Genomic DNA, 19,064 nt, shown 5'->3' with positions numbered 1-19,064 from the left:
AATATCGAAATATTTTTCAAACAATCAATCCATTTCATATAACTATAATTAATCAAATATGAAAAAGCAGCTATTTTCTCTGTTATTAATAAGTATAAGTATATTAGGCTATTCACAAGATATTAACTCATTAATACTAGAAACCAAAGCAAAATTTAATAAGGAGAAAAATATAAAATTAAAATCAAAACTTTCGGCAGATTTGTCTTGGTATTATGCACAAATTGAAATTGATTCTTCTTTACATTATGGAGAAATAGCATTGCAATTAGCAAAAAAATCTAAAGATGAAACTTTGATTGCACAAGCTTTAAACGATTTGGCTACAGCAACTTTTGTAAAAGGAAATTACACAAAATCACTAGAGTATTGTAATCAATCTTTAAAAATTAGACAAAAAAATAAAGATGAAAAAGGAGTAGCTTCCCTATATTTTAAAAAAGGGAATGCGTTCAATAAGCAAGGTAAATATGATAGTACGATGTATTATTATACCAAATCACACAAATATTATGAAAAAGTAAATGATAGTGCCGTTTTTATTAACCTAGAATCTAATATTGGTTCAACTTATTTTTTAATGGGAAATCACAAAAAAGCCCTGAAATATTTTGAAAAAGCGATATCGTATTACAAAAAGCAAAAAGATTTTTTTCAACTTTCAAACACAACTTTAAACTTAGGAAATGTGCAGTTAGCTTTGAAAGATACTACTGGAGCAATTAATTCGTATAACAAAACCATCGAATATGCTTTGCAAGCTAACAATCTTTCAACTCTTGCTTCAGGCTATAATAATATTGGAAGTATTTATACTGCTCAAAACAAATTCGATTTAGCGGTAAAATCAATTGAGCAATCTATCTCAATAAGAGAAAAATTAGGTTTAGATGCCGACTTAGAAAGCTCAAAATTATCGTTAGCAAACAATCAATTAAAAATTGGAGATTTTTCTGGAGCAAAAAGAAGATACTTAAATGTAAAAAAAGTATTTGAAAAAATTATCGCAAAAGAAAAACTAAAGGATATTTACTTAGGTTTATCCTACATTTATGCCGCAGAAAAAAACAAAGACAGTCTAAATTTTTATCAAAAAAAGTATAACGAAATACTATCTTCAATATATAAATCTGAAACTTTAAAAGCATCTCAAGAAATTGAAGTAAAATATCAAACAGAAAAAAAAGAACGCGAAATTTTATTACAAAAAGCAAAACTCGCAGAAAAAAACACTATCATCATCAGTATAATTTCATTACTATTATTAAGTATACTAATTGGTTACATTTTCTATAATTCACAAAAAAACAAAACGATTCAACTTAAAAAAGAAAATGAACTTAAAGATGCGTTATTAAAAATTGAAACTCAAAATAGATTGCAAGAACAACGTCTTGAAATTTCAAGAGATTTGCATGACAATATTGGTGCTCAACTCACATTTATAATTTCTTCTATAGATTCGTTAAAGTATGCTTTTGCCGAAAACAATACCATTTTAGAAAGCAAACTAAATAAAATTAGTGCATTTACTAAAGAAACAATCTATGAACTTAGAGATACGATTTGGGCAATGAATAAAGAAGAAATTACTATTGAAGATCTAAAAACGCGAATTTCTAACTTTATTGAAAATGCTCAGATTTCACAAAATGGAATCAACTTTAGTTTTAAATTCAATTGTAGTTTAGATAAATCATTTAGTTCAAAAGCTGGAATGAATATTTATAGAATTACACAAGAAGCAATAAATAACGCCATAAAACATGCAAAAGCATCACAAATTTATGTGTCATTTGAAGAAAAAAACAACAAAATCATATTAGAAATAGTTGATAACGGAACAGGATTTTCAATGGAAAAAATAGAAATTGGAAATGGTTTAAACTCTATCAAAAAAAGAGCTTTTGATCTAAAAGGCGAACTAAAAATCGAATCTTTAGAACAAGGCACAAAAATAAAAGTAACATTTTAATGTTAAATACGGCATTTGACGTATAGTTTCATAACAAAATAAAAAGCAATTTTGACATTAGTATAAAAACATTCCCGATGATAAAATTTTTACATTTTTTAAGTATTTTACTTATTACTACAACTGCTGTTTCTCAAGAAATTATTTTTGAAGATAATTTTGATGATGATAAAAACAAATGGACATCAAACAACGAAAATTATGTTTCCTACCTAAAAAACGGAAAGCTAATAATTGAAAATAATGATCCAACAAAAACAAAATGGCATTTGTATAATTTGAATTTTAATGCCGACCAAAATGATTTCGATATTGAAACAACAATGTCTGTATTAAAATCAGAAAAAGATTTTAATTCTTATGGATTAGTTTGGTCTTGCTATAACGATAATTCATACTACAGAGTTGCACAAATTACTCCCGATAAACAAAACCAATTGTATGAATATTATAACAGCAATTTTACATACAATAAAAAATGGAAAGTTGAAAAATCAATTAAAGGCTATAACGGTTCAAACAAATTAAAAATCATAAAAAGAGCAAATATTGTAAAATTCTACATCAACGATGTTCTTGTAAATCAAAGCGGAGATCATAGTTATTTTGGTTCAAAATTTGGGTTTATTCTTGATGCAAAAATGAAAATTGAAATTGAGAATATAAAAGTTACAAAATTTGAAAAAACAATCAATGTAGTTGAAACATTTGATCCCAATTTAACAATTACAAAACTCCCAGAATTTGTTTCATCTAAAGAATATGAAGAAACTAATCCAGTAATTTCTGCTGACGGAACAATTTTATATGTAGATAGAAAAAACTGCCCACAAAACGTTGATAGCCCTAAAGATGATGTTTGGTATACTACAAAAGATGCTAATGGCAATTGGACTCCATTAAAAAACATGGGAAAACCAATTAACAATGATGGCTATAACTTTGTAATTTCAACTTCGCCAGATAATAATTCTGTATTATTAGGAAATCGTTACAAAAAAAATGATGGGTCAACAAATGGAAACGGAGTTTCGCTATCCATAAAAACTTCAAATGGCTGGGAAATTCCAACAGACGTTATAATTGAAGATTTTGTAAACACCAACGAATTTGTAGGTTTTTATTTGGCTTCAGACAACAAACACTTGTTACAATCTGTTGAAAGACCAGAAGGTTATGGTGTAAAAGATCTTTATGTTAGTTTTCTAAAAGAAGACAATACTTGGACCAAAGCAAAAAACTTAGGAAATGTTATCAATACTTTTGACGAAGAAGCGAATCCTTTTTTAGCTGCTGACGGAAAAACGCTTTATTTTGCAAGTAGAGGACATAACGGATATGGTGGTTTTGACTTATTTGTTTCAAAACGTTTAGACGATACGTGGACCAATTGGACAACACCACAAAATTTAGGAAAAGTCATCAACACACCAGGAACTGAGTTAAGTATTTTTCTTGCTGCAAAAGGTGATAAAGCCTTTATCTCAAGAGACAAAGACATTTGGGAAATTGCAAATACTGTAAAACAAGATCCTGTTGTACTTGTAAAAGGAAAAATTTATGATGCTAAAACAAAAACTACTTTAAGTGCTCCTGTTATCTATAACGATTTAAAAACAAACAAAGAATTAGGAACTGCCATTTCTGATCCTAAAACTGGGAGCTATAAAATTGTTTTACCTTATGGAACAACTTATAGTTTTATGTCCGAAAAAAAAGGGTATTATGCAGTAACAGAAAATGTAGACTTATCAAACTTAAAAGAATATAAAGAAATTACGGTGGATTTGTACCTAAACCCAATCGAAAAAGGACAAACAATTCGATTAAATAATATTTTCTTTGATTCTGGAAAATACACCTTATTAAACGAATCTTTTGCTGAATTAGACAGGCTTTATACTATCTTATCAGAAAACAAAAACACAGTTATTGAAATTGGAGGACATACAGATGCAGTGGGTTCTGACGAAAATAACGTAACTTTATCAAACAATAGAGCAAATGCAGTAATGAATTATTTGATTAAAAAAGGAATTAATCAAAATCGATTATCTGCAAAAGGTTATGGTGAATCAAAATTTATTGCAAAAAATGACACCGAAGAAGGCAAGCAACAAAACAGAAGAGTTGAATTTATAATTTTAGAAATGTAAAAAATGTCAAAAAAAATCAACACCATAATAGTAGACGACAATACATTTCTCATTAAAGCAATACAAGAAAAACTATCTTTTTTTGAAGATATAAAAATCAAGTCTACTGCTTTAAATGGTGCTGAATTATTAACAAAAATTGACACAAATCACAACATAGACGTTATTTTAATGGATATTGACATGCCTATTTTAAACGGCATTGAAGCAACAGAAATTGTAAAACAAAAATATCCACATATAAAAGTAATAATGTTAACGGTTTTTGATAACGATGAAAATATTTTTAGTGCTATAAAAGCTGGTGCTGATGGTTATTTATTAAAAGAAGTAGAACCAAAAAACCTATATAATGGAATAATTGAAACATTAAATGGTGGAGCGGCAATGAATCCTTCAATAGCGCTTAAAACACTTAAATTACTTCGAAACCCTATTGATTTAAACAACAAAAAAGAAGAAGAAATTATTAAATTATCTCCAAGAGAGATTGACGTATTAGAACAATTAGCACAAGGTTTAAGTTATACCATTATTGCCGAAAATTTATTTTTATCACCTTCAACTGTAAGAAAGCATATCGAAAACATTTATACCAAACTACAAGTTCACAATAAATTAGAGGCTGTCCAAAAAGCCAAAAGAAACAATCTAATATAGAATACGACAAAAAGCGTATTTCAACAAAAACTAAATAACTTGATATTTACCCAATAAATAATTCAAAATATGAAGTTAGTCTACTTAAAATATTTTAGAAAAAATAAAATCGCAATAATCATAATAATCATTGCGATTGCTTGCTTGTTTTTGAATTGTTATAATTTATTATTTTGTAATTAACTATTTAACTCTTCAATTTCTAATTGCACGTTTTCCCAATCTTCTAATAATTGTTCCAACTCTTTTTTCTTTTTTTCGTATGCTGCAAAAAACGTAGCATCTTCAATATGTTTGTCGTAATTTGATGCTAATGCTTTATCGTCTAATTGAATATCTTTTTCTAATTGCTGAATTTGACTTTCAATTTTGCTCAATCTGTTCTGTAATGATTTGGCTTTCTTTTGGTCTTCGTAAGAAATGTTTTTAACTGCTTTATTTGTGTTTGCATTGGAAACCACCTCTTTCTTTTCAATTTCACGCATATTCATGGCATTTTTTTGCTCTAAGAAGAAATTGATATCGCCTAAATATTCTCTGATTTTCTGATCTTTGAATTCGTACACAATATTTGACATCCCTTGCAAGAAATCACGGTCGTGAGATACCAACAACAAAGTTCCTTCAAACTGCTTTAAAGCGGCTTTTAAAACGTTTTTAGACTTAATATCCAAGTGATTGGTTGGTTCGTCCATTACCAAAACGTTTATCGGTTGTAAAAGCAATTTACAAAGTGCCAAACGATTTCTTTCACCACCCGAAAGTACTTTTACTTTTTTCTCCACATCATCACCACGGAATAAAAACGAACCCAACATATCGCGAACTTTAGAACGGTTAGTATCTGTTGCAGCTTCTTCCATAGTTTGTAGTAGCGTAATTTCGCCATCTAAATATTCCGCTTGATTTTGAGCAAAATATCCCAATTGCACGTTATGACCTAATTTAATAGAACCTTCGTACTCAAATTCGTTTACGATTGCTTTCATAAACGTTGATTTTCCTTGGCCATTTTGACCAACGAAAGCTACTTTACTTCCTCTTTCTACTAAAAGTGAAATGTCTTTTAAAATGGTTTTATCACCATAGGCTTTGGTAACATGTTCTGCTTCTATAACTACTCTTCCTGGAGTTTGCGAAACTGGAAACGAAATGTTCATTACCGAATTGTCGTCTTCATCCACTTCAATTCGTTCTACTTTATCTAATTTTTTAATCAAAGATTGCGCCATCGATGCTTTAGAAGCTTTTGCTCTAAACTTTTCAATTAACTTTTCAGTCTCTTCAATTTTCTTAGCTTGATTTTTTTGCGTTGCCAATTGCTTTTCGCGAATTTCCTGACGCAATACTAAATATTCAGAATATGGTTTGTTGAAATCGTAAGCTTTACCTAATGAAATTTCGATAGTACGATTCGTCACATTATCTAAAAACATTTTATCGTGAGAAACAATTACGACTACGCCTGGGAAATTTCGTAGAAAACCTTCTAACCAAATGATACTTTCAATATCCAAGTGATTCGTAGGCTCATCTAAAAGTAAAATATCATTGGATTGCAATAATAATTTTGCTAATTCAATACGCATTCTCCATCCTCCTGAAAAAGTATCAGTTTGATTGTCAAAATCTTCTCTTTTAAATCCAAGACCTAAAAGGATTTTCTCAGTATCTCCAACATAGTTATATCCTCCAAGAACTTCATAATGATGCGTAACATCACTCAATTCTTCAATCAAATCCGAATATTCTTGACTTTCATAATCGGTTCTAGTAACTAATTGATGATTGATTTCATCAATTCGGAATTCAGCACGTTTGATTTCTTCAAAAGCTTGGTATGCTTCTTCCAAAACGGTTCTTCCTTTTACAAAATCGATATCCTGACGAAGAAAACCCATTTTCACTTCCTTTTCTGTCGCAATTTGACCTAAATCTGGAGCAAAATCTTTGGCTAAAATTTTCAACATGGTTGATTTTCCAGCACCATTTTTTCCGACAAGTCCAACTCTATCGCCAGAACCCAATCTAAAAGTTACTTCTTCAAAAAGATATGTTCCACCAAATGAAACCGATAAATTATGTATGTTTAGCATATTGAATGTTACAATTGTTACACTAGGAATAGTTAGTTATTGTACCTTTGTGTAAAATATTTTGCAAATGTTAAAAAAAGGATCCAAATTAAATAGCATTTTAACAGGAAGTTGTCCAACTTGCAATGAAGAAAGCATGTATTTAGACAAAAATCCGTATAATGTTCTAAATGTGTACAAAATGCACGAAAATTGTAGCCATTGTGGAACCAAATATAAAATTGAACCTTCATTTTTTTATGGCGCTATGTATGTGAGTTATGCCTTAGGAATTGCATTTGGCGTAGCGGCTTTTATCATCACCTATTTCTTTGTTGGAGAAAAGAATTTGGTAAACAATTTTATTGCTATAATCATTACTCTAATTGTTTTTATGCCCGTAATCATGAGATTATCAAGAAACATATGGATCAATATGTTTATGAGTTACGACAAGGATTGGAAACAACATAAAGGCGAAAAGAAAGCCACACTTAGATAAACAAAAAACCGAAACAAATTAGTTTCGGTTTTTTTTATAACATCTTATTATATCTATTTCTTTTTCCAAGGGAATATTGTTTTCAATATGCTGAAATAATTGATTGGCCAAATAGGGCCCAAGCATTACACCTCGTGTTCCTAAGCCATTTAATACATGTAGCTGTTTGAACTCAGGATGCGTTCCAACTAATGGTCTTCTGTCCTTAACTGTAGGTCTCACGCCACCAAAGTGCTTTACAATTTCAAAATCACAAGAAATAATTTCTTTTAACTTGTCAACCAACTCTTGTTTTCCTTCCTCAGTTGGAGTATTTGTTTTGTCTTTCCAATCATAAGTAGCTCCTACTTTATACAAATCGTTACCAATTGGAAGTATAAACACACTTGACTTTATCACGACATCCAAATCTAAATTAGGAGCTTTGATGATTAGCAATTCGCCTTTTGTACCATCTAATGGCAAATCATTAAAATAAGGATTAGCGTGTAATCCAAAACCTTCGGCAAAGATGATGTGCTTAGCTTTAATGTTTTTATATTGGATACCATTATCTAAAAATTCAATTTCATTATAATTGAAACCTTCATTTGAAAAACTATTTAGTGATTTCAGATAATTAGAATAGGCTTCAATCAAAGTTGAAATTTCTAAATAACCGGTATTATTCACTTTTCCATAGTGAAATGGAGATTGAATGCTTTCATAAGAACTTTTAACTAATTTAGCATCTAAAAAAGGGGCTAAATTTGGTTTATCAGCAGCTTGGAACCAATTGTTTTGTTCTTCAAATGAATATAATTTACGAAGTATTGGCAATTCAAAATCGAAAACGACATTCAACTTTGATTGAATTTTATGATACAAAGGAAAAGCAAAATCAATTTGTTCCTTTGCTTTCCAAACTTCACTGAAACGTTTTAACACCACAGGATTATATAATCCTCCGGCCACACGTGATGAAGGTTGCGAATTATTATCAAAAACAAAAATTGATTTATTGCTTTGCAAAGCTATTTCCGCAAATGAAATACCGGCTAAACCATTTCCTACGATTATAAAATCTATCATGCTGTAAAATTAAAAAACTCTTACCAATGGTAAGAGTTTTTTTAAATGAAATTGGAGAAATATTATTAATAATTCCACATATCTTGTTCGAAGTCACGAATTTTTTCTTTTACGCGCTCAGATTCTAGTAATTGCATTTGTGCATTTTCTTTCATATAATCTTTGATTAAACGATCTCCATACACATTTTCTTCTAAATAAACTACACCACTGAAACGTCTTGCATTTAACAAATGATCAAATGTAAATGACATTGCAGAGTTTCTGTTGTTGAATGCTTTTGCAGCATGAAGAACATCTCTTGAAGATGGAAAATAAACCCAAAATAATTCAATGTATTCTTTTTGTGCACTATCATCACCCATCGTATAAACGTCTGGTACAACAGGGCAAATTCCTAACATACGATATTTTAACTCTCCTTGGCGTTTATCAAAATACCAATATCCAACAACCTTATAGGCATCTACATCATAAGCTTGAATTTCAGTTTTTCTGATATACTCTTCAGAAATCTTTTTAGTTCCCTTTCTGTAAGCATCAATATCCTCATTCATTTGTTCTCTACCAACATCTGAAGTGTCAATTTTGAATAAAGAAGCTTCAATATCTTTCAAAGTCTTTTTAGTTGTAAAATAACTTGAATCGTATACCTCAGAAATCTTACCTTCTTTGATAGCAGAAACCAAAACATTGTACAATGGTCTTCTATCTGGAGAAGACATAACATCACCATCTACAGGAAAATAAAGTGGAAAGTTAACTCTTTCATCTAAATCGATGATTTCCCACATACGCTTACCCATCAAGATATCTCTATCATGAACATAACCGTAAGGTAAAGGTTTGTCATTGTCTGCACTTAATTCTGCTTCCGTTTTCTTCCCGATTTGATCAGGCGTTTTAGCATTTAAAAGATTAGACTGAGCAAAAGTAAAAGTTGAACTTAAACCTAATGCTAAAATTGCAATACTATTTCTCCAATTCATCTTATTCATTTTAATTTGGTTTACTTTATAAACGCAAAATATAATTTTTTATTTTATTTCGTAAGTACAAGGCGATACACGTTTTGCAACCTGATCAATACCTTGGAAACTTGCTTTGATCTCAGAAATGATAACAATATCACCTCTTGAAGCTTTTGCTATAGCGGCTCTAGCTCTTGAGTCCATTTTATTACCAGACACAACAATTGTAGGTTGACCAGGTACTTTAATGTTGAATTGTGTTACATTTACGTTTACTGGAAAATCGAAATCTTCCATCGTTGCAGTAACTGTACAAACCTCAAGGTTATTTTTAGGTCCAGAATTCTTTTCAGAACCACCAACCTTACCAGTTGGAGCAGGTAAACCTTTAATTCTAAATACTTGAGCACTTGACATTGCTTTACCATCAGGCATTGTAGCAGTCACATTAATTTTTACTTCACTACCTGAACCTGGTTTTAGCATGAATTTACCATCACCTACTTTTGACATTCCTGGAGCACTTGCATTAACTTTGTTAGAAGCAATACCAGGAACAGAAATTGAAATAGGGTTAGGAACTCCACGATAAACAACATTCATTTTATCAGCAGAAATAATTGCTTGGTTAGGACGTGGAACAACTACATAAGAACCTTTAAAAGGTAGATTAATAGGTTTTCCATTTTCTTTAAAATTAAAAGAACCTGATAAGTTCTGTTCACCAATACCACCTGCAGTAGTAGAAATTACAGCTTGACCATTTTCAAGTCTACCAGGCCCAACAAAACCTTCGAATTTAGCATTAGGATCATACTTTCCTAAAACAACTTTACCTTTAACTTGCTCTCCAGAAAAATAAGCATTTTTTTCTAAAACTACAATCGCTTCAAATTTACTGTAAGAAGATTCATCAACGGCCGCTTTACCTAATGCTGAGTTTATTACATCTGTTTCTATTTTTCTAACATCGCTCTGCCATGCTGACAATTTTGCAAGAGAAGCAATTTGAGGAAAACCTTTAAAATGATAATCTAAAAATTTAACACTTACACCTTCCTTATTTTTAACATCAGCTGTATTAAAAGCATCATTAACTTGCTTCAAAATAGTAGCATATTTAGGGTCACTTAAGGCAACTTTCATTTCAGATTTATATGCCTCGATTGCAGCCATAACATCATTACCTCTCTTGGTATAACCATCTCCAGTAAACCAACTGTGATCTAAATTATCAGCTTTATCCATCGCTTCATATGGTAATTTACCATCTTCAGGCTCTGTCCCTTTTAAATTCTCAGCTTTTAATGTTTCAAGGAAATTATAGAACTTTTTACTTGCATCAAAAACTTTATGAGCAGTTTCAGAAGCTTTAATAAATTCTCCTTTTGATTCTGCTGCTTTTAAATCCAAAGCAGCCAAACTTTGCTCATTAGATTTAGCTGAAGAAGAGTTTGATGCCTCAAACTTTTCGTTCATCAATCCGAAAGCCGAAAGCACTTCTTTTGACATATTCATTGCCAACATTGCGATGAAAACCAAATACATTAGGTTGATCATCTTCTGTCTAGGGGTTAATTTTCCTCCTGCCATTTTTTCTTTAAATTAGTTTTAATTAATAATTCTTTATTTGATAAAACTAATTATCTGTTACTCATAGCAGAAAGCATACCTCCATAAACCGCATTTAAAGATGCAATATTAGAAGTCATAGATTGCATTTGCTCTTTCAATTTAGCCGCATTGTCAGCAATTTCTTGATTTGCAGCTGCGTTTCTAGAAGCGCTATCTAATTGTAATTTATATAAGTTATTTAAAGCTTCCATTTGCGCTGCAGCTGTAGACATTTCTTCAGCATATTTCTTTTGACCGGCCATAGCATCAACAGTTGGAGAAATTGATTTAGCAGCACCTTCGAAGTTTTTAATACTATTTCCTAAGCTAGCCATTAATTCTCCATCAATTTTAGCTTCTTTTAACATATTATCTAATTTTTGAGATAATAATCCTTGTGCTTCAGCTGGGTTTTCAGCTTTAGCTTTTTTTGGTGTAGCTTCACCACCTGCTAATTCAGGATAAACCAATGCCCAATCTAATTCTTTAGCTGGTTCTTCAAAAGCAGAAATTGCAAAAATTAATGCTTCCGTTACAAGCCCAATAGTTAACATCACAGTACCTGTTAAAGGTCCAATTTCAAAGTGAGCAATTTTAAATAATGCTCCAATAATAACAATCGCTGCTCCCATACCATAGGCGAAGTTCATAACTTTTGGTGATAATAATGCCATAATAAATAAATTTTAGTTAGTTAAGTTAATTATATAAAAATTGGTTAAATACTATTTTGGTCTGTTTCCAGTTGAAGCTGTTCCCATATAATCTTGAACAGTTCTGAATCCAATGTAACTTCTAGCTGAATCAGCATATTCGAAATCACGCGTTGAAACTTGTAACATGTAACCTACATCTTTCCAAGAACCTCCACGAACAACTTTACGTTGGTTTGATTTGTCTGCTACATGAGGATTCATAGTTGAAACGAATTCATAAGCTTCTGCGAAGTAAGATGACTCTGTCCACTCAGAAACGTTACCCGCCATATTGTATAGGTTATACTCATTAGGCTCATATGATTTTGCTTCTACAGTATATAAAGCACCATCTGCTGCATAATCTCCTCTATTAGGTTTAAAGTTAGCCATGAAACAACCCCTGTCATTTTTAGCATAAGGACCTCCCCATGGATAAGTTGCTCCAGAAATACCACCTCTTGCAGCATATTCCCATTCTGCTTCAGTAGGTAAACGGAATGAATTTACTTGGTCTCTTCCTTTTTTCTTTTTAACGTATGCGTTTTTATACATTGTTCTCCAAGCACAAAATGCTTTAGCTTGATTCCAAGACACACCCACTACTGGATAATCTCCATAAGCTTGATGCCAAAAATAATCATTATGCATTGGCTCATTGTAAGAGTATGCGAAATCTTTAATCCAAGCTGTTGTATCAGGATAAATTTCAATTGGCGGCGCATCTTCATAGAAGTTTTTACGACCTTTTTTCTTTACTGCTTTATTTAAATCAACTTGATTGTATTTGAATTTTAATTTAGAAGCATCGATAGTCTTTAAACCATTATATGATTCAGATTCAGGTAAATACATTGAATCCATTACTTCTACATAAAACTCATCAGGATATTTAGAAGGTTCTTTTATCAATTTTACTTTTCTGTTCAATTTTCTCCCTGCATAAATATCATCATCAGTACCAAGACTGTAATAATTTTCATACATATATTTATCATAAGGAGTCATTTTTGCTGGATCAACATCAGCAAAGGCAAAATCACCAATACCATCACCAGGTTTTTTACCTTGTTCGTCTGCTAAAATAGCTAAACGAGTCATTATTGTTGAGTCTTTTACCCATTCAACAAATTGACGATACTCACTGTTCGTGATTTCTGTTTCATCCATATAAAATGAACGAACAGTAACTGTTTTAGTAGGTGCGTCCTGAATATTAGCTAAATCATCATCTGATTTACCCATAATAAAGGCTCCTCCAGGAACTAATGTCATCCCATAAGGCTTCTCTGGGTGCCATTTTCTTCCTTTAACTCCTACTACTTCTCCTTTATCGCCTTTACCACAACTGATAAATAATGACAAAATTGCTGAAAATGCAACAAACTTCTTCATATAAATTTGGGTTAAATGTAACTTCTTTTTAAGGGCGTAAACCTATTCAATAATTTTGAAAAAAACAATTTTTTTTTAAAAAACGTACAAAAAATATTGAAATTTAATATTACTCCTACACAATTAAACGCTTTAGCACTTGAAAACAAACTGATTTACAATACATTTCGTCTTTGAGCTTTCCACCATCTTTCGGGTATTTCTTGCTCGCAAGCTGCTAAATAATCTTCATTTGTGCAAGGTAATAACGTATTTCTTTTTAATTTATTATTAACATTTGTCAAAAAAGGTATTTCTATCCACCAACGAGCTGTTTTATCGCTCTTATAAAATACTAATTCTTCATCTTCAATTGGCACAATATATTTAATATAACTGTCTTTTGTTCCAAATGGATATTCATTAGAACGAAAGCTATAGCCTTCTATAAAGTACCAAATCATTTGTGCAATTAAAATATTCTCTTGAACAGTTTCGTTAAAATTAAAAATTCCTAATGATGAAACTTTATCACTGATTCCAGCATAACGTGTTAAAGCACAAATTTCTTTTCCATTGAAGCCATTTGGACTAAATTGTAAGAAATTTCCAGAAAAAGCTGATTGTACAGCCGAGACATCTATAATTACTAAATCCGCATCTCTTAGAACGGGTTCAGCTACTGCAATATTATTTGAAACTTCTCCTAAACGATACGCTTCAAAATATAATTTTTCGATTAAATCAATCTCTTCTTGTGAATTATAGTAGGTTTGATATCCTAAATTGGAGTAATTGAAAAGATTATTTGGTTCTTCAACAATAATTTTTGACAAATACGAATTAGAAACCAATGAATCTTCTTTGGCAAAATCAAATTGATTATCAACAGCAACTAAATTTACCATTTGATCTAAATTATCATACGCACGATACATTGCATATGTTAAATCTTGGCTTCCTCCTATTATAATAGGTGTAATTTTTTTCTTAACAAGTTCTTCAACAAGTTTTTTTACAACAAAATAAGTATCTTCAATACTTGCTCCAGCTTCAATATTTCCTAAATCTGCAATAGAAACATTCCAATTACCTGGATATAAACTATATAATTGTTTTCTAAAATTTTCAAAAGCAAAATCTTCATTTACTTTATTTGCTCCTCTATTTTCGTTAACCGTAATAATAGCCAATGAAACATTTTCTAAAACAGGGAAATCCGTTTGAGTATGCAACGCAACTTTTTTACCTAATGTTTGATTAGATAATTTTGAAATAAATTCTTCAACTGAAGCTGAAACGGGTTGTAAAAAATCAAAAACCATTTACTATTTCTTTTTTGCAGTTGTTTTCTTTGCAGATGCTTTTTTAGCTGCCGTTTTTTTAGCTGGAGCTTTCTTCTCAATCATTTCTTGAACTTGCGCCAATGTTAATTTAGAAGCATCAACATCTTTACTTAATTCAATTTTGATTTTTCCTTTTGTAATTACAGAACGACCCCAACGTGCTTTTTCTACCTTGATACCTTCTTCTTTCCAATCGTGAAGTACTTTATCAATATCTTTTTGTTGTTTTTCTTCGATTAACTCATTTAAATCTGACTGAGATAAATTATCGAAATTATACTTTTTATTCACATTGATAAACATACCGTTCCATTTGATAAAAGGACCAAAACGACCAACACCTTTTTGAATTGGCAAGCCATCATAAGTTCCAATTGGTGCATCAGCCTGAACTTTCTCATTAATTAAACCTTGAGCAGTTTCCATGGTTACATCCATCGGATCCATCCCTTTTGGCAACGAAATAAACTGTGAACCAAATTTCACATAAGGACCAAAACGACCATTATTTACCTCTATTTCTTCTCCTTTGTATGTTCCTAATTGTTTTGGAAGTAAAAATAAATTCAATACTTCTTCTAACGTGATGTTTCCGATGTTTTGGTCTTGACGTAAACTTGCAAATTGCTTATTTTCTTCGTCAATATCTCCAATTTGAGCCATTGCTCCATATTTCCCTAAACGAACCGAAACTTGTTTTCCAGAAACAGGATGCACTCCTAAAATACGTTCACCGCTTTCTCTATCCGCATTTTTTTCAACATCAACTACATTTGGATGGAAATGCTTATAGAAATCATTCATCATTTTAGCCCAATCCACTTTTCCTTCTGCAATTTCGTCAAAATCTTGCTCTACTTTTGCTGTGAAATTATAATCTAAAATAGTTCCGAAGTTTTTTACTAAGAAATCATTTACAATAATTCCGATATCTGTTGGAACTAACTTCCCTTTGTCTGAACCTACATTTTCGGTTAAAACTTGCGCTTTTACTTCGCTATTTTTTAATACTATTTGCGTGTATTTTCGTTCTTGCCCTTCGAAACTTCCTTTTTCTACATAGGTTCTGGCAATAATCGTAGAAATAGTTGGTGCATACGTAGACGGACGACCAATTCCTAATTCTTCTAATTTTTTCACCAAAGAAGCTTCGGTATAACGACTTGGCGGACGCGAAAAACGCTCCGTAGCCGTAATATAATTATTAGTAAGTTTTTCGTTTACTTTTAACGCTGGTAACATTCCTTCTTGTTCTTCATCATCGTCATCGTTTCCTTCTAAATACACTTTTAAGAAACCTTCAAATTTGATAACTTCTCCAGTTGCTGTAAAGGTTTCTGAATGATTGCTCGCTTCGATTTTTACATTGGTCCTTTCTAATTCAGCATCACTCATTTGAGACGCTAATGTTCTTTTCCAAATTAAATCATACAAACGTGCTTGGTCTCTATCAATATCAACCGTATGACGTGACATATCCGTTGGACGAATTGCCTCATGCGCTTCTTGAGCTCCTTTTGATTTGGTATTGAAATTTCTCGGTTTAGAAAATTCTTTTCCGTAGTAACTTGTAATTTCAGCTTGAGCGGCTGCCATTGCTTCTTGCGATAAGTTTACACTATCCGTTCTCATATAAGTTATAAGTCCGGCTTCGTACAAGCGTTGTGCAATTTGCATGGTAATTCCAACAGGCAAATACAATTTTCTTGCTGCTTCTTGTTGCAACGTTGAAGTGGTAAAAGGTGCTGCTGGTGATTTTTTTGTGGGTTTGGTTTCTAAATCTCCAACTTTGTAAGACGAACCAATATTTTTAGTTAAGAAATCTTCAGCTTCTTTTTTAGTAGCGAAGTTCTTAGGCAATTTTGCTTTGAATGTTTTTCCAGCTTCATTAGTGAATTCAGCTGTAATACTATAAGAAGCTTCTGGATTGAAATTTTGAATTTCTCTTTCTCTCTCAACAATCAAACGAACAGAAACTGATTGCACACGACCAGCTGATAATCCACCTTTTACTTTTTTCCAAAGTACTGGCGACAATTCATAACCTACTAATCTATCTAAAACTCTACGAGCTTGTTGTGCATTTACTAAATTGTAATCAATTCCTCTTGGATTTTCGATTGCTTTTTGAATTGCTGTTTTCGTAATTTCGTGAAAAACGATACGTTTTGTTTTTTCTGGCTTTAAATTTAATTCTTCAGATAAGTGCCAAGAAATTGCTTCTCCCTCACGGTCCTCATCGGAAGCCAACCAAACCATTTCGGCATTTTTAGCTAATCCTTTTAATTTGGTCACTAATGCTTTTTTATCCGCCGAAACTTCATATTTAGGTTTAAAACCATTTTCTACATCTACACCAATTTCTCTCGAAGGCAAGTCGGCAATATGTCCATAACTTGACTCTACTTGATACTCACTTCCTAGAAATTTCTCGATGGTTTTTGCCTTAGCTGGTGACTCAACGATTACTAAATTCTTTGCCATTTCACATTTTTTTGAATCGCAAAAGTATAGGTTTTTTTTAAATTTTAACATCCCGAGTATTTTTTTACCTACAATTAACCAAAATATCAGTCAAATTACTCCTATATATATAGGTGTAAAAACCACGAAAAACGGCTACTTAGAATTAGAACAAAAAATAATTTAAAAATTTCATGTTAAACCTTTTCTGCCATCTTGTCAGATTTTATAATTTAGTATTATCTTTGCAGACTGATTTAAAGGAAATCTTTATATGGAAAAGGAAATTGACGAGAAAAAACAAGGTCAAAGTTTAGTGCTTGACCAAAAAGAAGGAAATACAAAAAAACTTTTTATAGAGAGTTATGGTTGCCAAATGAACTTTTCGGACAGCGAAATTGTGGCGTCTATTCTTTATGAAAACGGATATAATACAACTCAAAACTTAGAAGATGCCGATTTAGTTTTGGTAAACACTTGTTCTATTCGCGATAAAGCGGAGCAAACCATTCGTAAACGTTTAGAAAAATACAACGCTGTAAAGAAAATCAATCCAACCATGAAAGTTGGGGTTTTAGGTTGTATGGCGGAACGTTTGAAAAGTCAGTTTTTAGAGGAAGAAAAAATTGTAGACATGGTGGTTGGACCAGATGCTTACAAGGATTTACCGAATTTATTAGCTGAAGTTGAAGAAGGAAGAGATGCTATCAACGTAATTCTTTCTAAAGAAGAAACTTATGGAGACATTTCACCTGTTCGTTTAAATAGTAATGGAGTGAATGCTTTCGTTTCAATTACAAGAGGTTGCGATAATATGTGTACGTTTTGCGTTGTTCCTTTTACACGTGGTCGTGAGCGTAGTCGTGAACCACAAAGTATTATTGACGAAATTCAAGATTTATACGATAGAGGTTTCAAAGAAGTAACCTTGTTAGGACAAAATGTTGACAGTTACCTTTGGTATGGTGGTGGTTTGAAAAAAGACTACGACAAAGCCACTGAAATGCAAAAAGCTACGGCTATGGATTTTGCGCAATTGTTAGACAAATGTGCGATGTTGTTTCCGAAAATGCGTTTTAGATTTTCTACTTCGAATCCGCAAGATATGCATGAAGAAGTATTGCATGTTATTGCGAAACACCATAATATTTGTAACTACATTCACTTACCGGTTCAAAGTGGAAGTACTAGAATTCTAAAAGAAATGAATCGTCAACACACCCGTGAAGAATACATGGCGTTGATTGATAAAATATACTCGATTATTCCAGATATTTCATTGTCACAAGATATGATTGCTGGTTTTCCAACAGAAACAGAAGAAGACCATCAAGATACTTTGAGTTTGATGGAATATGTAAAATACGATTTCGGATTTATGTTTGCGTATTCAGAACGTCCTGGAACATTAGCTGCCAGAAAAATGGAAGATGACGTTCCAGAAGAAGTTAAAAAACGTAGATTAACCGAAATTGTAGATTTACAACAAAAACACGGATTAGAAAGAACGCAACGCTTCATTGGACAAGAGGTAGAAGTATTGATTGAAAAAGAATCAAAACGTTCTGACGTTCATTGGAGCGGAAGAAATTCTCAAAATACAGTAGTAGTTTTTCCAAAAGAAAATTACAAAGTAGGCGAATTCGTACTAGTAAAAATCACAGATTGTACCGCTGCAACTTTAATTGGAGAAGCGGTTGGATATTCTGAAATAATGAACTAAAAATATAAGCCACGGATTAAAGGATTAACACGGATTTCGATATGGGACTTTATAGGGAAGAAGAAACTTTTAAAATTATTGGGATTTGTATGGAAGTTCACAGGAATCTTGGTCCAGGATTACTTGAAGTAGTATATAAAGATGCGTTAGAGATAGAATTTAAAGCAAATAATATTCCTTTTGAGAGAGAAAAAGAATTTTCAATCGAATATAAAGGAGTAATATTACCGCATAAATTTTATGCTGATTTCATAGTAAATGAAGATATTGTTTTAGAGGTAAAAGCTATAAAAGAATTTTCAGGGGAACATACTGCACAAGTATTGAATTATATGAAACTTTCAGATTCAGAAATTGGCTTATTGGTAAATTTTCAAAACAAATCATTACAACATAAAAGATTAGTATTTTAATTAATCAGTGAAAATCCTTTAATCCG

The 19,064-nt window shown here is 31.6% G+C and carries 14 protein-coding genes; 6 read left to right on the top strand and 8 right to left on the bottom strand.

What is annotated here, in order from left to right:
• Positions 1-58 precede the first annotated feature (58 nt).
• The 3 genes from M9Q43_RS11480 to M9Q43_RS11470 all read left to right on the top strand — a co-directional run bounded on the left by M9Q43_RS11480 (position 59) and on the right by M9Q43_RS11470 (position 4,791).
• Entirely contained in the window at positions 59-1,975 is a 1,917-nt protein-coding gene (locus M9Q43_RS11480) for a tetratricopeptide repeat-containing sensor histidine kinase (RefSeq protein ID WP_262319038.1), read from the top strand.
• A gap of 77 nt (positions 1,976-2,052) precedes the next feature.
• A complete protein-coding gene (locus tag M9Q43_RS11475) occupies positions 2,053-4,131 on the top strand; it encodes an OmpA family protein (RefSeq protein ID WP_262319037.1) in 2,079 nt (692 codons plus the stop codon).
• A 3-nt stretch (positions 4,132-4,134) separates the two neighbouring features.
• Positions 4,135-4,791 carry a response regulator gene (locus M9Q43_RS11470; protein ID WP_262319036.1) on the top strand — a complete coding sequence of 219 codons (657 nt, stop codon included), beginning with the start codon at positions 4,135-4,137 and terminating at the stop codon, positions 4,789-4,791.
• Between the two features lie 179 nt (positions 4,792-4,970).
• On the opposite strand, the gene M9Q43_RS11465 is transcribed toward M9Q43_RS11470, so the two are convergent.
• Complete coding sequence (locus M9Q43_RS11465; RefSeq protein ID WP_262319035.1) at positions 4,971-6,887, bottom strand: ABC-F family ATP-binding cassette domain-containing protein; 1,917 nt, start codon at positions 6,885-6,887, stop codon at positions 4,971-4,973.
• A gap of 67 nt (positions 6,888-6,954) precedes the next feature.
• On the opposite strand from M9Q43_RS11465, the gene M9Q43_RS11460 reads away from it, so the two are divergent.
• On the top strand, positions 6,955-7,368 hold the full coding sequence (locus tag M9Q43_RS11460; protein ID WP_133608096.1) for a DUF983 domain-containing protein: 414 nt from the start codon (positions 6,955-6,957) through the stop codon (positions 7,366-7,368).
• An 18-nt stretch (positions 7,369-7,386) separates the two neighbouring features.
• Here the strand turns inward: M9Q43_RS11460 and M9Q43_RS11455 are convergent, their stop codons facing one another.
• The 7 genes from M9Q43_RS11455 to topA form a co-directional block, all read right to left on the bottom strand.
• Positions 7,387-8,439, bottom strand: a complete 1,053-nt coding sequence (locus M9Q43_RS11455; RefSeq protein WP_262319034.1) for an NAD(P)/FAD-dependent oxidoreductase — start codon at positions 8,437-8,439, stop codon at positions 7,387-7,389.
• Positions 8,440-8,504: 65 nt separating this feature from the next.
• Entirely contained in the window at positions 8,505-9,437 is a 933-nt protein-coding gene (gene porN / locus M9Q43_RS11450) for a type IX secretion system ring subunit PorN/GldN (RefSeq protein ID WP_262319033.1), read from the bottom strand.
• 39 nt (positions 9,438-9,476) lie between these two features.
• The gene (porM, locus tag M9Q43_RS11445; RefSeq protein WP_262319032.1) at positions 9,477-11,003 is read right to left on the bottom strand and encodes a type IX secretion system motor protein PorM/GldM; all 1,527 of its coding nucleotides are present in this window, start codon (positions 11,001-11,003) and stop codon (positions 9,477-9,479) included.
• Positions 11,004-11,053: 50 nt separating this feature from the next.
• Complete coding sequence (gene porL, locus M9Q43_RS11440) at positions 11,054-11,698, bottom strand: type IX secretion system motor protein PorL/GldL (RefSeq protein ID WP_262319031.1); 645 nt, start codon at positions 11,696-11,698, stop codon at positions 11,054-11,056.
• A 51-nt stretch (positions 11,699-11,749) separates the two neighbouring features.
• A complete protein-coding gene (porK, locus tag M9Q43_RS11435) occupies positions 11,750-13,114 on the bottom strand; it encodes a T9SS ring complex lipoprotein PorK/GldK (protein WP_262319030.1) in 1,365 nt (454 codons plus the stop codon).
• Between the two features lie 155 nt (positions 13,115-13,269).
• Entirely contained in the window at positions 13,270-14,418 is a 1,149-nt protein-coding gene (locus M9Q43_RS11430) for a formimidoylglutamase (protein WP_262319029.1), read from the bottom strand.
• 3 nt (positions 14,419-14,421) lie between these two features.
• Positions 14,422-16,923, bottom strand: coding sequence for a type I DNA topoisomerase (topA, locus tag M9Q43_RS11425; protein ID WP_262319028.1), 2,502 nt, complete (start codon positions 16,921-16,923; stop codon positions 14,422-14,424).
• 253 nt (positions 16,924-17,176) lie between these two features.
• On the opposite strand from topA, the gene miaB reads away from it, so the two are divergent.
• Together miaB and M9Q43_RS11415 are read left to right on the top strand one after the other, a co-directional pair.
• A complete protein-coding gene (miaB, locus tag M9Q43_RS11420; RefSeq protein ID WP_262319027.1) occupies positions 17,177-18,625 on the top strand; it encodes a tRNA (N6-isopentenyl adenosine(37)-C2)-methylthiotransferase MiaB in 1,449 nt (482 codons plus the stop codon).
• Positions 18,626-18,666: 41 nt separating this feature from the next.
• Complete coding sequence (locus M9Q43_RS11415) at positions 18,667-19,038, top strand: GxxExxY protein (protein ID WP_262319026.1); 372 nt, start codon at positions 18,667-18,669, stop codon at positions 19,036-19,038.
• The last annotated feature ends 26 nt before the right edge of the window (positions 19,039-19,064 follow it).

Source organism: Flavobacterium odoriferum, assembly GCF_025499515.1.
GTDB classification, from domain to species: Bacteria; Bacteroidota; Bacteroidia; order Flavobacteriales; family Flavobacteriaceae; genus Flavobacterium; species Flavobacterium odoriferum.
Note: the sequence above shows the minus strand (reverse complement) of the source record. Positions and strands in the feature narration are given on the sequence as shown.

What these genes read in the sequence shown, in the direction of transcription:
- M9Q43_RS11480 (WP_262319038.1), top strand. Translation starts at nt 59, where the DNA reads ATGAAAAAGCAGCTATTTTCTCTGTTATTAATAAGTATAAGTATATTA.
- M9Q43_RS11475 (WP_262319037.1), top strand. Translation starts at nt 2,053, where the DNA reads ATGATAAAATTTTTACATTTTTTAAGTATTTTACTTATTACTACAACT.
- M9Q43_RS11470 (WP_262319036.1), top strand. Translation starts at nt 4,135, where the DNA reads ATGTCAAAAAAAATCAACACCATAATAGTAGACGACAATACATTTCTC.
- M9Q43_RS11465 (WP_262319035.1), bottom strand. Translation starts at nt 6,887, where the DNA reads ATGCTAAACATACATAATTTATCGGTTTCATTTGGTGGAACATATCTT.
- M9Q43_RS11460 (WP_133608096.1), top strand. Translation starts at nt 6,955, where the DNA reads ATGTTAAAAAAAGGATCCAAATTAAATAGCATTTTAACAGGAAGTTGT.
- M9Q43_RS11455 (WP_262319034.1), bottom strand. Translation starts at nt 8,439, where the DNA reads ATGATAGATTTTATAATCGTAGGAAATGGTTTAGCCGGTATTTCATTT.
- porN (WP_262319033.1), bottom strand. Translation starts at nt 9,437, where the DNA reads ATGAATAAGATGAATTGGAGAAATAGTATTGCAATTTTAGCATTAGGT.
- porM (WP_262319032.1), bottom strand. Translation starts at nt 11,003, where the DNA reads ATGGCAGGAGGAAAATTAACCCCTAGACAGAAGATGATCAACCTAATG.
- porL (WP_262319031.1), bottom strand. Translation starts at nt 11,698, where the DNA reads ATGGCATTATTATCACCAAAAGTTATGAACTTCGCCTATGGTATGGGA.
- porK (WP_262319030.1), bottom strand. Translation starts at nt 13,114, where the DNA reads ATGAAGAAGTTTGTTGCATTTTCAGCAATTTTGTCATTATTTATCAGT.
- M9Q43_RS11430 (WP_262319029.1), bottom strand. Translation starts at nt 14,418, where the DNA reads ATGGTTTTTGATTTTTTACAACCCGTTTCAGCTTCAGTTGAAGAATTT.
- topA (WP_262319028.1), bottom strand. Translation starts at nt 16,923, where the DNA reads ATGGCAAAGAATTTAGTAATCGTTGAGTCACCAGCTAAGGCAAAAACC.
- miaB (WP_262319027.1), top strand. Translation starts at nt 17,177, where the DNA reads ATGGAAAAGGAAATTGACGAGAAAAAACAAGGTCAAAGTTTAGTGCTT.
- M9Q43_RS11415 (WP_262319026.1), top strand. Translation starts at nt 18,667, where the DNA reads ATGGGACTTTATAGGGAAGAAGAAACTTTTAAAATTATTGGGATTTGT.